Origin of the sequence: Pseudomonas sp. NPDC089743 (assembly GCF_044748785.1) — a bacterium.
In the GTDB taxonomy this organism is placed as follows: domain Bacteria; phylum Pseudomonadota; class Gammaproteobacteria; order Pseudomonadales; family Pseudomonadaceae; genus Aquipseudomonas; species Aquipseudomonas putida_X.
This window is the reverse complement of record NZ_JBIVGS010000006.1, coordinates 275,279-288,279: the sequence shown is the minus strand read 5'-3', so window position 1 is coordinate 288,279 and position 13,001 is coordinate 275,279. Positions and strand designations below refer to the sequence as shown.

General features: G+C 63.5%; 14 protein-coding genes. 3 read left to right on the top strand and 11 right to left on the bottom strand.

The genetic code is table 11. From position 1 onward, the window contains the following. Positions 1 to 9: 9 nt before the first annotated feature. Positions 10 to 909 carry a DMT family transporter gene (locus ACIPZC_RS14040; protein WP_241804536.1) on the bottom strand — a complete coding sequence of 300 codons (900 nt, stop codon included), beginning with the start codon at positions 907 to 909 and terminating at the stop codon, positions 10 to 12. Positions 910 to 1,042: 133 nt separating this feature from the next. Here ACIPZC_RS14040 and ACIPZC_RS14035 point away from each other — a divergent pair, with 133 nt between their 5' ends. The 3 genes from ACIPZC_RS14035 to ACIPZC_RS14025 all read left to right on the top strand — a co-directional run bounded on the left by ACIPZC_RS14035 (position 1,043) and on the right by ACIPZC_RS14025 (position 4,207). Continuing rightward, a complete protein-coding gene (locus tag ACIPZC_RS14035; RefSeq protein WP_241804537.1) occupies positions 1,043 to 1,480 on the top strand; it encodes an Lrp/AsnC family transcriptional regulator in 438 nt (145 codons plus the stop codon). Positions 1,481 to 1,929: 449 nt separating this feature from the next. Further along, a complete protein-coding gene (locus ACIPZC_RS14030; RefSeq protein ID WP_241804538.1) occupies positions 1,930 to 3,462 on the top strand; it encodes an NCS1 family nucleobase:cation symporter-1 in 1,533 nt (510 codons plus the stop codon). A gap of 16 nt (positions 3,463 to 3,478) precedes the next feature. Then, positions 3,479 to 4,207 (top strand): aspartate/glutamate racemase family protein, encoded by a 729-nt coding sequence (locus ACIPZC_RS14025; protein WP_241804539.1) that lies wholly within the window; start codon positions 3,479 to 3,481, stop codon positions 4,205 to 4,207. Between the two features lie 502 nt (positions 4,208 to 4,709). Here the strand turns inward: ACIPZC_RS14025 and ACIPZC_RS14020 are convergent. From ACIPZC_RS14020 to ACIPZC_RS13975, 10 genes are all read right to left on the bottom strand, one after another. Continuing rightward, positions 4,710 to 5,372, bottom strand: coding sequence for a histidine phosphatase family protein (locus ACIPZC_RS14020; RefSeq protein ID WP_400627541.1), 663 nt, complete (start codon positions 5,370 to 5,372; stop codon positions 4,710 to 4,712). A 210-nt stretch (positions 5,373 to 5,582) separates the two neighbouring features. Further along, positions 5,583 to 5,921 carry an FKBP-type peptidyl-prolyl cis-trans isomerase gene (locus ACIPZC_RS14015; RefSeq protein ID WP_241804541.1) on the bottom strand — a complete coding sequence of 113 codons (339 nt, stop codon included), beginning with the start codon at positions 5,919 to 5,921 and terminating at the stop codon, positions 5,583 to 5,585. 69 nt (positions 5,922 to 5,990) lie between these two features. Beyond that, positions 5,991 to 6,398 carry a GFA family protein gene (locus tag ACIPZC_RS14010; RefSeq protein WP_400627539.1) on the bottom strand — a complete coding sequence of 136 codons (408 nt, stop codon included), beginning with the start codon at positions 6,396 to 6,398 and terminating at the stop codon, positions 5,991 to 5,993. Between the two features lie 76 nt (positions 6,399 to 6,474). After that, a complete protein-coding gene (locus ACIPZC_RS14005; protein ID WP_400627537.1) occupies positions 6,475 to 7,263 on the bottom strand; it encodes a PhzF family phenazine biosynthesis protein in 789 nt (262 codons plus the stop codon). A 51-nt stretch (positions 7,264 to 7,314) separates the two neighbouring features. After that, positions 7,315 to 8,253, bottom strand: a complete 939-nt coding sequence (locus tag ACIPZC_RS14000; RefSeq protein WP_400627535.1) for a 2-hydroxyacid dehydrogenase — start codon at positions 8,251 to 8,253, stop codon at positions 7,315 to 7,317. Positions 8,254 to 8,403: 150 nt separating this feature from the next. Continuing rightward, positions 8,404 to 8,823: a hypothetical protein gene (locus tag ACIPZC_RS13995; protein ID WP_267817654.1), complete on the bottom strand. Its 420-nt coding sequence runs from the start codon at positions 8,821 to 8,823 to the stop codon at positions 8,404 to 8,406. A gap of 11 nt (positions 8,824 to 8,834) precedes the next feature. After that, positions 8,835 to 10,025 (bottom strand): c-type cytochrome biogenesis protein CcmI, encoded by a 1,191-nt coding sequence (ccmI, locus tag ACIPZC_RS13990; RefSeq protein WP_400627533.1) that lies wholly within the window; start codon positions 10,023 to 10,025, stop codon positions 8,835 to 8,837. Continuing rightward, positions 10,018 to 10,494 (bottom strand): cytochrome c-type biogenesis protein CcmH, encoded by a 477-nt coding sequence (locus tag ACIPZC_RS13985; protein WP_400627531.1) that lies wholly within the window; start codon positions 10,492 to 10,494, stop codon positions 10,018 to 10,020. The genes ccmI and ACIPZC_RS13985 overlap by 8 nt, the downstream gene beginning before the upstream one ends. Next, complete coding sequence (locus tag ACIPZC_RS13980; RefSeq protein ID WP_267817660.1) at positions 10,491 to 11,027, bottom strand: DsbE family thiol:disulfide interchange protein; 537 nt, start codon at positions 11,025 to 11,027, stop codon at positions 10,491 to 10,493. Before ACIPZC_RS13980 ends, ACIPZC_RS13985 begins: the two co-directional genes overlap by 4 nt. Continuing rightward, complete coding sequence (locus ACIPZC_RS13975) at positions 11,024 to 12,997, bottom strand: heme lyase CcmF/NrfE family subunit (RefSeq protein ID WP_400627595.1); 1,974 nt, start codon at positions 12,995 to 12,997, stop codon at positions 11,024 to 11,026. The genes ACIPZC_RS13980 and ACIPZC_RS13975 overlap by 4 nt, the downstream gene beginning before the upstream one ends. Positions 12,998 to 13,001 lie beyond the last annotated feature (4 nt).

Genomic DNA, 13,001 nt, shown 5'->3' with positions numbered 1-13,001 from the left:
AACCGCGCCTCACTGGCCTTTGGCAGTGATCGGCGCCGAACGGAACCACCACCCCTGCTGCATGCCCGCCGCCGCCAGCAAGATCAACGCCACACCAAGCCATTGCAACGGCACCAGGCGGTGCCCAAAGGCCACCCAGTCGACCAGGATCGCGGCGATCGGGTAGATGAATGAAAGGGCGCCGGTCAATGCCGTGGGCAGGCGCTGGATGGCGCTGTACAGCAACACATACATCAGCCCGGTGTGCACCACGCCCAGCATCACCAGGCTGGCCAAGGCCGAGGGCTCGCCAGGCAGACCGCCCGGCCTGACCCACGGCGCCAACAGCAACACCCCGGTCGCTACCTGGATCAGGGCGATAAGATGCGGTGGCGTGCCGTTCAGGCGCTTGATGATCAACGCGGCAATGGCATAAAGAAACGCCGCCCCCAGCGCCAGGGCAATGCCCAGCAGGTACTCTTCACCGCTGCCCTGCCCTGCGCCATGGGCGCTGACGATGGCCAGCATGCCGAGGAACGCCACGCTCAGCCAGGTGACCTTGGCCACAGTGATCTTCTCGCCCAGAAACACTGCCGCCAGCCCCACCAGCAGGAACGGCTGCACGTTGTACACCGCGGTGCCGATCGCGATCGACGCCCGCGAATAGGAGGCGAACAGCAACACCCAGTTGCCGACGATGGCCACGCCGCTGGCGATTGCCAAGAGCAAGGCCGTGCGGCTGATCACACCAGGTTTGAGAAAGCCGAGCGCCGCACAGACCAGCAGCAACGTGCCGGTGCCAAACACACACCGCCAGAACACCACTTCCAGGACCGGCTGCCCCGATACCAGCACGAACCAGCCGATAGTCCCGGAAATCAGCATGGCAGCGACCATTTCCAGCGAGCCACGGCGCAACGAACTGTCCATCTCACACCTCCCTTGACGATGACGGACAGTATGCAGAGGCCCACAGTTGGCCCTCCAGCGGATAACCAAGGAAAAATGCCTCCTCAGCCTTTACTATCAAGGCAAACCAGCAATTGAACCTTATGAGGCGTATATGACCGATGCCATCGACCAGCTCCTGATCAACGCCCTGATGGAAGACGCCCGCCGCTCACTCAAAGCGCTGGCGCACATCAGTGGCCTGTCTGCACCCAGCGTCAGCGAGCGCCTGCGCCGCCTGGAAGAGCGCGGCGTACTGCGCGGTTACACCGTGGATGTCGATCCGCGCTGCTTTGGTTACCAATTGCAGGCCATCGTACGCATTCGCCCGCTGCCCGGGCAGCTGCAGGAAGTGGAACGGCAGATTATCGCGATTCCCGAGTTCACCGAGTGCGACAAGGTAACGGGCGAGGATTGCTTCATTGCCCGGCTGCATGTGCGGTCGATGGAACAGCTCGACACCCTGCTCGACCGTATCAATGTGCTCGCTGAAACCAACACGGCGATCATCAAGAAAAGCCCGGTGAAGCGGCGCTTGCCGCCGATGAATTGAAGCGCCGGAAAACCTGACCCACGCCTGTACACACAAACGTCACCTTAAGTGCCATTTTTGTGTGCATAAGTGCTAGCAATGCCCCAATACGTTACATACGCTGCGCAACTAAATCTGACCAAATGATCAACTAATTATGCATGAATAAAATTAAACCTGTTCAATTGGTCAATTTATAGTGCCGTCAATTCATCTACTTAGCTTTCAAAGCGATAGTTTTGAAGTAAACGCAACTTGAAGTACGTTCTCCGCCTGGCATGGAACTCGCTTTTGTGTGTTCGTGTTTTGTATACAAGTTGAACAAAACATAAATACACAAGAACCCGCGACGCCGCCCCAACCCGGCCGCCGCGCCCAGAACCCAGTGATGCCAACGCTGCACTGACGAGATGGCGAGCCCGTGCGCATGCCCGCTCATCGCAGTCCACGTGCATCAGGAGCCTGCCGGAATGAGTACCAGCCTCGACCTTGCCCCTGAACTATCCGTCGCCAGCACCCACCCCTCGTCCTCCCTGGCCGGCCATGCGCCGCAACTTGAACTCAGCCCGCGCCTGCATAACCGCGACCTGGCGCCGACGCGTATCGAAGGCCGCCGCTGGGGGCGCTACAGCATCTTCGCGCTGTGGACCAACGATGTGCACAACATTGCCAACTACTCCTTCGCCATGGGCTTGTTCGCGCTTGGCCTCGGCGGCTGGCAGATTCTCCTGTCCTTGGCGATCGGCGCCGCGCTGGTGTACTTCTTCATGAACCTTTCCGGCTACATGGGGCAGAAGACCGGCGTGCCGTTCCCGGTAATCAGCCGCATTGCCTTCGGCATTCATGGCGCGCAAATTCCCGCGCTGATCCGTGCTGTGATCGCCATCGCCTGGTTCGGCATCCAGACCTACCTGGCTTCAGTGGTGCTACGCGTGCTACTCACGGCGGTGTGGCCGCAACTCGCCAGTTATGACCAAGACAGCATCCTCGGCCTGTCGAGCCTGGGCTGGGTGTGCTTCGTGGCAATCTGGCTGGTGCAGTTGGTGATCCTCGCCTACGGCATGGAGATGGTGCGCCGCTATGAGGCATTCGCCGGCCCGGTGATCCTGCTGACCGTCGCCAGCCTGGCGGTGTTCATGTACTTCAAGGCCGACGCGCGTATCGCCTGGTCGGTGGCCGAGCCGCTGACCGGGTACGAGATGTGGCGCAACATATTCGCCGGCGGCGCGCTGTGGCTGGCGATCTACGGCACCCTGGTGCTCAACTTCTGCGATTTCGCCCGTTCCTCGCCATGCCGCAAGACCATCCGCGTCGGCAACTTCTGGGGCCTGCCGGTGAACATCGTGGTCTTCGCGCTGATCACCGTGGTGCTGTGCGGCGCACAGTTCCAGATCAACGGCCAGATCATCGACAGCCCGACCCAGATCGTTGCCAGCATCCCCAATACGGCCTTCCTGGTCCTCGGCTGCCTGGCCTTCCTGATCGTCACCGTGGCGGTGAACATCATGGCCAACTTCGTCGCCCCGGCCTTCGTGCTGAGCAACCTGGCGCCGCGGCACCTGAACTTCCGCCGCGCAGGGCTGATCAGCGCCACCGTGGCCGTGTTGATCCTGCCATGGAACCTCTACAACAGCCCGCTGGTGATCGTCTATTTCCTGTCTGGCCTGGGCGCCCTGCTGGGCCCACTGTACGGGGTGATCATGGCCGACTACTGGCTGCTGCGCAAAGGCTGCATCAACGTGCCGGAGCTGTACAGCGAACATCCGGCCGGGGCTTACCACTACAGCAAGGGCATCAACCTGCGTGCCGTCGCCGCGTTCCTGCCGGCAGCGCTGCTGGCCATCGTCCTGGCGCTGGTGCCCAACTTCCATGCCATCGCGCCGTTTTCCTGGCTGATCGGTGCCGGCATCGCCGCCGCGCTGTACCTGCTGATCGCCCCTCGCAACCGTCAATACGCTGATGTCAGCGGCGAATGCATCGCCGTCGACCACAGCAGCCACTGATCAAGGAGCAGTGCTCATGCGTATTCTGATCGCCAACGTCAACACCACCGAAGCCATCACAGAGGCCATCGCCGAGCAGGCCCGTAGCGTGGCGGGCCCCGACACGCAGATCATCGGCCTGACCCCCTGGTTCGGTGCCGAGTCGGTGGAGGGCAATTTCGAGAGCTACCTGGCTGCCATCGCCGTCATGGACCGCGTGCTGGCTTATGAGGGGCCGTACGATGCCGTGATCCAGGCCGGCTACGGCGAACATGGCCGCGAAGGCCTGCAGGAACTGCTGAACGTGCCGGTGGTGGACATCACCGATGCCGCCGCCAGCACGGCACTGTATCTGGGCCACGCCTACTCGGTGGTGACCACCCTGGACCGTACCGTGCCGCTGATCGAAGACCGCCTGAGGCTTTCGGGGTTGTACGACCGCTGCGCCTCGGTGCGCGCCAGTGGCCTTGCCGTGCTGGAACTGGAGGAGGACCCACAGCGTGCAGTGCAGGCGATCGTCGAACAAGCCGAGCGGGCGGTGCGCGATGACAAGGCCGAGGTGATCTGCCTGGGCTGTGGCGGCATGGCCGGGCTGGATGAGCAGATTCGTCAGCGCACCGGGGTGCCGGTGGTCGATGGCGTGAGCGCGGCGGTGACCATTGCCGAGTCGTTGGTGCGGATGGGGCTGAGCACCTCCAAGGTGCGGACCTATGCCACCCCGCGGGCGAAGAAAGTCGTGGGCTGGCCGATGCGATTCGGCCGGTAAGCGCCAAGGCGCATTCCCGCCCCCACAGACCAGCAGCACCGTCGGCCCCTGGGGGCAGTCCAATTGGGCCGGCTTTCAGAAATTGGGCAAGTCGGTTGCTTCCACGGGTAAAGCGCAGGACTGAAGCACTGCGCGGTCGCGGTGGGAGCCGGCTTGCCGGCGATGGGCTGCACAGCAGCCCTCGGCGGGGAAATCTGGACTGTCTGATCCGCTTTTGCATCAGGGCCGCCATGCGGCCCAATCGCCGGCAAGCCGGCTCCCACACGGATTGCGCCGGCTTTTAGAAGTTGAGCAAGACGGTTGCTTCCACAGGTGAAGCGCAGGCCTGAAGAACTGCGCGGTCGCGGTGTGCCGGCTTGCCGGCGATAGGGCCAGCGCAGTCGCCTTGTCATCCAGGCCAAACGCCGAGCACCCACAAGGCCGATAGACCAGCAGCTCCAAACCCAGCAGCACCAACACTTGCCTGATGCTTCAGCTTGGTTGCCAGGACAGTGACCACGAATCAGGTCGGGCAGCTGTGCGCACCGCCATCCAGGCCCTGGCGTACGTTGCGGCTGAGCAGGCTGGCCTTGCCGTCGCGCCAGGTCAGGGTCAGCACATACAGGGTGTCGAAATCGTCGCCCTGCCAGTCCTCGGTGATCACCCGGTCCTCACCCAGCGCCTTGCCGGCGACGGTATTGATCAGCTCCGGCAGGTAACCATGGGACCAGGCAGTGTAGACAGTGGCGTTGCGGTATTTGCCGCTGAGCAACTCATCCGCGAGCTCATCGGTATCGTTCGCACCGTAATCGATATTCACCGGCAAGCCGAGACGTATCGCGCTCGGGGTGATGGTCATCAGTGGGCGGATGTAGCTGTAACGCTGGTCATTGACGCCTTCCTCGACCTCTCGTGTCGGGTTGGCGGCGAAGACGAAATCGGCTTTGCCGAAGCGCTCAGGCAGCAGCCTGGCCAGGTCCAGCGCGCGGTTGAGGCCTTGACAGTTCAACTGCCCCAACCCTTCGCCGGGTTTTTCGGCATGGCGCAGAAACACCAGGGTCTGGGTACCGTCGACAGGTTGAACGCGGTTTTCGACCACTTCCAGGGCCAAGGGCACCGCCGCAGCAGCGAGTGCGAGGCCCAGCAGCAGATGGCGACGACGGCGAACAAACGTGGGCAACTTCATGAAGGCAGGCTCTTGTGGCAGACAATTTGGGTCGACCCGCCACACTGCCCTGAGGCCCAAGAGGCCCGGCATCCTTGTAGTGAATGCCATCCCTGGCCAACGAGTAGGGGTCAGAGTGCCCTCAACGCGTTTGGTTCCTCCCTGGGCAAGACCTACGGTAACCCACACATGTTGCGAAATTATTCCAAGCCTGCCAGCCGCGCCCGAGGCTCAGTCATCCCGCGTCAACACTTCGAGCAACTCGATCTCGAACGTCAGGTCCGAATTCGGTGGGATCGCACCCACGCTGCGCTCTCCATAACCCAGGTGCGCAGGCACCTGCAGCTTGCGTTTGCCCCCTACGCGCATGCCCATCAGGCCTTGGTCCCAGCCCTTGATCACCCGGCCCGTGCCAATCACGCACTGGAACGGTTTGCCGCGCGACCGGGACGAGTCGAACTCGCTGCCATCGGCCAGCCAGCCAGTGTACTGGGTGGTGATCAGGGCGCCTTTGACGGCAGCTTTACCGTCGCCTTCGACGAGGTCGGTGATTTGCAGTTCGCTGTTCATGGGCATGCTCCAAGGGTGACATTCAAGGCCGCCCTTTTCTCAGGAATGCACGGCATTGGCAAGCACCACTCACCCCAATTGCTCGAAAGCTTGCTGGCCCGTCAGCTCGGTAGTCTGGTTGGCAAAACAGTACCAGGCAGGTTTCTGCTCGACGAATATCTGCAGGTCGAAATCCCAGGCCTCATCGCCGTCCAGCAGGCCCACCGGCACCGCGTAGAAATCGTTGGCCTTGAGCCGGTAATACAGGTGAGTGCCGCAGCGCCCGCAAAAACCGCGCTGGGCCCAATCGGAAGAATCGTAGACGCTGGGCGAACGCCCTTCGATGACCGGTGGCTGGCTGCAGTGAACGACCAGCAATGGCCCACCGGTCCACTTGCGGCACATGCTGCAATGGCAAGCGCTGATGTGGGTAGTGTCGACGGTGACGTGCAGCCGGGTTTCCCCACAAAGGCAGCTGCCGTGCTTTTCCAGGGTCATGGTGAGGCTCCTTGCGTTGGGTGGAGGGCAAGTATAGATCGCCCCCGCGCAATGGCTCGCAACCCCACCAGGCCGGTCAGACGAACACGTTGCCGCGTAGGTAGAGCGCCGCCCGCCCGCTGATGATCACTCGGCCATTGCCCGGCACTTCACAGTGCAGTTGGCCCTTGCGCGCACCACCCTGCTCACAGGTCAGGGTGCTCTTGCCCAACCGCTGCGCCCACAAAGGCGCAAGCGAAGTGTGCGCAGAACCTGTGACCGGGTCTTCGTTGACACCCACTCGCGGGCCGAACCAGCGCGTGACGAAATCGTATCCGCGCCCGGGAGCGGTCACGGCGATACCCCGCACATCGAACGCCGACAAGGCGACGAAGTCCGGCTGCAGCGGGTCCAGAAGCGAGGCGTCATCGATCATCACTACATAGTCGTCGGACCGATACACCGCACTCGCCCCACTCAGCCCCAGTGCCTTGAGCAAACCGGCGGGCGCCTCGACGGCGGCCGGCTGCTTGGCCGGGAAGTCCATGGCCAGCAAGCCGTCGGCGCCTCGGCTTACCCGCAATTCACCGCTGCGGGTGTTGAAGCGCAGTACTTCAGCCTGCTCGCCCAACTGCTCGAACAGCACATAGGCCGATGCCAAGGTGGCATGGCCGCACAGGTCGACCTCCACCGCCGGGGTGAACCAGCGCAGGTCAAAGGTCTCCCCATTGCGCACGAAATAGGCGGTTTCGGAGAGGTTGTTCTCTTCGGCGATGCGTTGAAGCACGTCATCAGGCAGCCAGCTTTCAAGCGCAATCACTGCAGCCGGGTTGCCACCGAACGGTTCTGCGCTAAAGGCATCGACCTGAAAGATCTCGAGTTGCATGCGAACACTCCTTGTGGCCCAGCCAGCGCCGGGCAGAATTAAAAACGAACGTTACAGATGGACGGGTGTAAGTACCGGTTCGCCGGCAAAGAAGGCCTGTAGATTGCGCAGGACCAAGGCCACCGTGTCACGCGCCGCTTCAGGGGATTGCCCGGCTACATGCGGGGTGAGCACGGTATTGCCGAGGGCCTTCAAGGCGTCGGGCACGGCCGGTTCGTCATCGAACACATCAAGTGCTGCGCCTGCGAGTTGCCCGTGCTGCAGGGCACTTATCAGCGCCGGGGTATCCACAACGCTGGCACGGGCGATGTTCACCAGGTAGCCCTCGGGGCCCAATGCCTCAAGCACCCGAGCATCGACCAGGTGATGGGTATTGGTACCGCCCGGGGTGGCTACGACCAGAATGTCTACGGCATCGGCCAGGTGCAACGGGCTGTCGTACCAGGTGTAAGGCACGTCCTGGCGCGGCGTGCGGCTGTGATAGCAGATACTCATGTCGAAGCCCAGGCTGGCACGTTTGGCGATGGCCCGGCCAACTGCGCCCAAGCCGAGGATGCCGAGGCGCTTGCCACTTACCGAGGGGCTGATGACCCGGTTCCACGCACCGAGGCGGATACCGGCATCGGCGCGGGGAATGTCGCGCAGCAGGGCCAACAGTATCGCCAGGGTGTGGTCGGCCACGGCGGCGGCATTGGCACCAGCGCCATTGGTGACGGTGATGCCACGAGCAGCGGCGGCGGCCAGGTCGACCTGTTCGTAACCGGCACCGATCACGCAGATGATCTGCAAGTGGGGCAACGCTTGGATTTCAGCAGCGGTCAGGCCCAGCGGGCCGCGGGTAAGCACCGCATCGATTTCAGCGCCATGGCGGCGGATGGCGTCGCCACGCAGCTGCGCAGACGGTGCGCGAATCAGCCGGTAGCCGGCCTGTTCGAGCAGGGGCAGGTAATCATCGACGGTTTCCACCAACACCAGGACTGTCTTGCTCATGCACCCCTCCGGCTCTAATTCGAAGGGGCATTATGCGGAGTCGGCGGGCGGTACAGTCAATCGGTAAATCGCGGGTAAACTGTACTGTATCGGTTGCTTGCTACTGGCCGTGCCGGCTTGCCGACGACACGGCCAGAAAACACAACGCGATTACTGAGCGAACGCCCGGCCCAGCCCACCGGGTACACCACTGCTGTCGGTCTCCTGCCACGGGCCATCCGGGCTCAGAGACCAGCTCCAGCCATTGTCATAGCGGTAATAGGTGCGCTGCCGGTAGAACGTATTGGGTTTCTTCTCCAACACATAAACACCCAGCTTCGGATCCCAATGGCTGGCGCCCCCCGGTGGTGGGGCAAAGCTTGCTGAGGTCCGCGGCATCGGTTTGGGTGTCGCGGCCGGTTTGCTCGGCTGCGTGGAGGGTTGGCTACCCGGCAGCGGCTTGACCACCGGCCCCTTTTGCGCAGGCACCGTTTCGATCGGTGGGGCCGGCTGTTCGTACGGCTCGCGCACCGTACACGCAGACAAACCCACGGCGAGAGTGATCAGGGTCAGGCGGACGACGTTTCGCATGGCGGGTTCTCTTACCGGTCGGGGCTGTCGATGATCAGCAGTTGGGTGGCCTGGGTGGTGCTGGGCAGCGGTGCGCCTTGGCCGATCCACTCACCCTGGGTGGGCTGGCCAGCGCGCGATACCCTTGCAACCAGTTGGACTTCGGCAAAGTCGGACAGTTTCATCTGCGGCATCATCGCATCGGCGTCAGACAATTCGACCTCCAGCGGCAATTGGGCCACGGTCACCCGCTTGGCCGCCAGCGGCATGGGCGGGCCGTTGCTAGCCCGGGCGAAGATGAACACCGCATCGCCGGGCTGGACCTCATCCTTGAGCGCCGGGGCCAGCTCGACCCGGACCTTCAGGCGTGCTGCCACCGGGGTCGCAGGCTTGCCAGCGTTGCCGCCCAGGCGCTCTGCCGCACGGTCGATGCCACCTTGCAAGGCCGCGCGCGAGGCGTCGCCTTCAGGCAGTTGCGCCAGCAGGCGGTTCCAGTAGTCGATGGCTTCCTGGTAGCGCTCGCCTTCGAATGCCGCAATGCCGCGCAGGCCAAGGCTGGTCACTTCGTTGGGGTCGGCCTTGAGGGCCTCGTCGGTCAGCGCCTGCACCTGTGCGCTCCACTGCTTGTTGGCCGCGAAATACAGGGCCTGGGCCCATTGGCCCAGCAATTCTGGCTGGCGGCCGGCCAGGGCCACGGCGCGCTCGTAGGCTTTGGCGGCATCTGCCGGGCGCTGCTCGGCCATGTAGGCGCGGCCCAGGAAATACAGGCCCTCGGCCGAATCCGGCTGAGCCTGGACGGCGCGCTCCAGGCGCGTGGTCATTTCTTCCATCGTCTTGGGCGCCGCGGCGAACTCCTGGGTCAACTGCACTTTGTCCGCAGCACCAAAGTGCAGATACAGACCAAGCGCCACCAACGGCACCAGCACAGCGGCCAGCAGCGGCAGCACCCTGCCCAGGTGCCCCTGGCGCGGCGCTTCGGCGCCTTCGGTGTCGGCCAACAGTTCACGGGCGGCCTCATCACGGCCGCTGGCCAGTTGCGCGTCATCCAGCACCCCGGCGGCCTGCTGGGCAGCCAGTTCGGCGACACGTTCCTGGTACAGCGCTACGTTCAGCGCAGTACGGTCTTCTTCCTGCTGCTGGCGACGGCCACGCAGGATCGGGATCAGCAGAAAGCTGAGGGCGGCGAGCAGCAGCAGGCCCGCACCAAGCCAGAATTCAGTCATGGTTCTGTTCTTTTTCCAGCAGTTTGGCGAGACGTTCGCGTTCTTCGACGGACAGCTCCTGCGAGCCCAAGGTAGCTGGCACACGGCGCCGGCGGACAATCACCAACAGCACCGCAAAGCCACCGACCAGCAGAATGCCCGGGCCGAACCAGAGCAGCCAGGTACGCCCAGTGAGGGCTGGTTTGTAGCGCACAAAATCGCCATAGCGGTCGACCATGAAATCGACGATCTGCTGGTTGCTCTTGCCTTCACCCAGCATGCGGAAAATCTCACGACGCAGGTCGGCGGCAATCGGTGCGTTGGAGTCGGCGATGTCCTGATTCTGGCATTTGGGGCAGCGCAGCTCTTTGGTCAGCTGCTGATAACGCTCACGCTCGGCGTCGTCGCGGAACTGGTAGGTATCGATCGCCGCCTTGGCCACGCCGGCCATGCTCAAAGCCAATACTGCGGCCGCAAGCCAGCGCTTCATGGTTTGGCCTCGTCGACCAGGCCCTGGTACAGCGGCGCCAGTTGCTCGCGCCACACGCTGGCATCGACGACGCCCACATGCTTGTAGCGGATGATGCCCTTGGCGTCGATCAGGAACGTCTCCGGCGCGCCATAAACGCCCAGGTCCAGGCCCAGGCTGCCCTGTTCATCGCGAATATCCAGCTGGTAGGGGTTGTGGAAGTCGGCCAGCCACTTCTGGGCGGCGGCATTGTCGTCCTTGTAGTTGATGCCGTAGATCACCACGCCCTGCCCGGCAAGCTGGTTCAGGTAAGGGTGCTCGACCTTGCACGACGGGCACCAGGTGGCCCATACGTTGACCAGCGCCGGGCGGCCTTGCAGATCGGCCTGGGTCAGGGTGCGATCACCCTGGGTCGAGGCCAGGGAAAACGCCGGGAACGGTTTGCCGATCATTGCCGAGGGCAGCTCGTCGGGCTTGAGGAACAGGCCTTTGTAGAGGAAAACAGCCACCAGCAGGAATACCGCCAGTGGCACCACCATGATCCAACGCTTCATGCAGCTGCTCCAGACACGCCCAGGACATCACGCACCCGGGTCTTGACCTTGACGCGATAGCGCCGGTCGAGGGCCGCCAGCAAACCGCCCAGGCCGGTCAACAGACCGCCCAGCCAGATCCAGCGGACGTAAGGCTTGATATGCACGCGCACGGCCCAGGCGCCGTTGTCCAGCGGCTCGCCCAAGGCGACGTACAGGTCGCGGGTGAAACCAGCATCGATGCCGGCCTCGGTCATCATCGACTGCTGCACGGTGTAGAGGCGCTTCTCGGGGTGCAGCGTGGTCACTTCACGGCCATCGCGGCTGACCACGACGGTGCCCTTGTCGGAACTGAAATTCGGCCCTTCGAAGTGCTTGGCGCCCTGGAACAGGAACTGATAGCCCGCCAGCTCCACGCTTTCACCCGGCGCCAGGCGCAGGTCACGCTCGGCACTGTTGTTGCTCGACAGCACCACGCCAAGCGCGCACACCGCAAGCCCCAGATGCGCCAGTTGCATGCCCCAGTAGCTGCGCGTCAGGCCACGTACGCCTTTGGCCAGGCCCTTGTGGCGGGTCTTGTCGAGAATGTCGCGCAACCCGCTGAGCACCACCCAGGCAGCCAGGGCAAAGGCGGTCAGGGTCGGCCAGTCGAAGTCGTCGACGATGAAACCGGCCACTGGCGCCAGCACTGCGCTGGCGATCAGTACCGGCGTCATCATGCTCGCCAGCCACTTCCCAGGGGTGTCCTTCCAGCGCACCACCACGCCGACGCCGAGCACCACCATCAGCAGTGCCATCAGCGGCAGGAACAAGGCATCGAAATAGGGCGGGCCCACCGACAGCTTGGCCCCGGTCAGGGCATCGAGCACCAACGGGTAAAGGGTGCCGAGCAGGATCATCGCAGCGGCCACTACCAGCACCAGGTTGTTGGCCAGCAGCAGCGTCTCGCGTGACCACAGGGCAAAGCCCACCTGGCTTTTGACCACCGGGGCACGCAGGGCGAACAGGGTCAGCGAACCACCGACCACGAACAGCAGGAAGATCAGGATGAACACACCCCGTGACGGGTCGGAGGCGAAGGCATGCACCGAGGTCAGCACGCCGGAGCGCACCAGGAACGTCCCCAGCAGGCTCAGCGAGAACGCGGCGATCGCCAGCAGCACGGTCCAGCTCTTGAACACGCCACGCTTCTCCGTCACTGCCAGCGAGTGGATCAGTGCCGTGCCCACCAGCCAGGGCATGAAAGAGGCGTTTTCCACCGGGTCCCAGAACCACCAGCCGCCCCAGCCCAGTTCGTAGTAGGCCCACCAGGAGCCCAGGGTGATACCCACACCCAGGAAGGCCCAGGCGATGATGGTCCACGGCCGCGACCAGCGCGCCCAGGCAGCGTCCAGGCGGCCACCGAGCAAAGCGGCAATGGCGAAGGCAAAGGCCACCGAGAAGCCCACATAGCCCATGTACAGCATGGGCGGGTGGACGATCAGGCCGAAGTCCTGCAGCAGCGGGTTGAGGTCGCGGCCGTCAGTGGGCACTTGCGGCAGCAGGCGCTGGAACGGGTTGGACGTGATGATCAAAAAGCTCAGGAAGCCGACGCTGATCATGCCCATCACCGCCAGCACGCGGGCCAGCATCACCTGCGGCAGCTGCCGCGAAAACACCGACACGGCAAAGGTCCAGCCGCCCAGGATCAGCGCCCAGAGCAGCAGCGAACCCTCGTGCGCGCCCCACACGGCGCTGAACTTGTAGTACCAGGGCAAGGCGCTGTTGGAGTTGCTGGCCACATAGGCGACCGAGAAGTTGTCGGTCATGAAGGCATGGGTCAAACAGGCGAAGGCAAAGGCCAGGAAAGCGAATTGCCCCCAGGCCGCCGGCCGCGCCAGGCTCATCCACAGGCTGTCGCCACGCCAGGCGCCGAGCAGCGGCACACTGGCCTGCACGGCGGCGAAGCAGATGGCCAGGATCATCGCCAATTGGCCAAGTTCGGGGATCACCAGC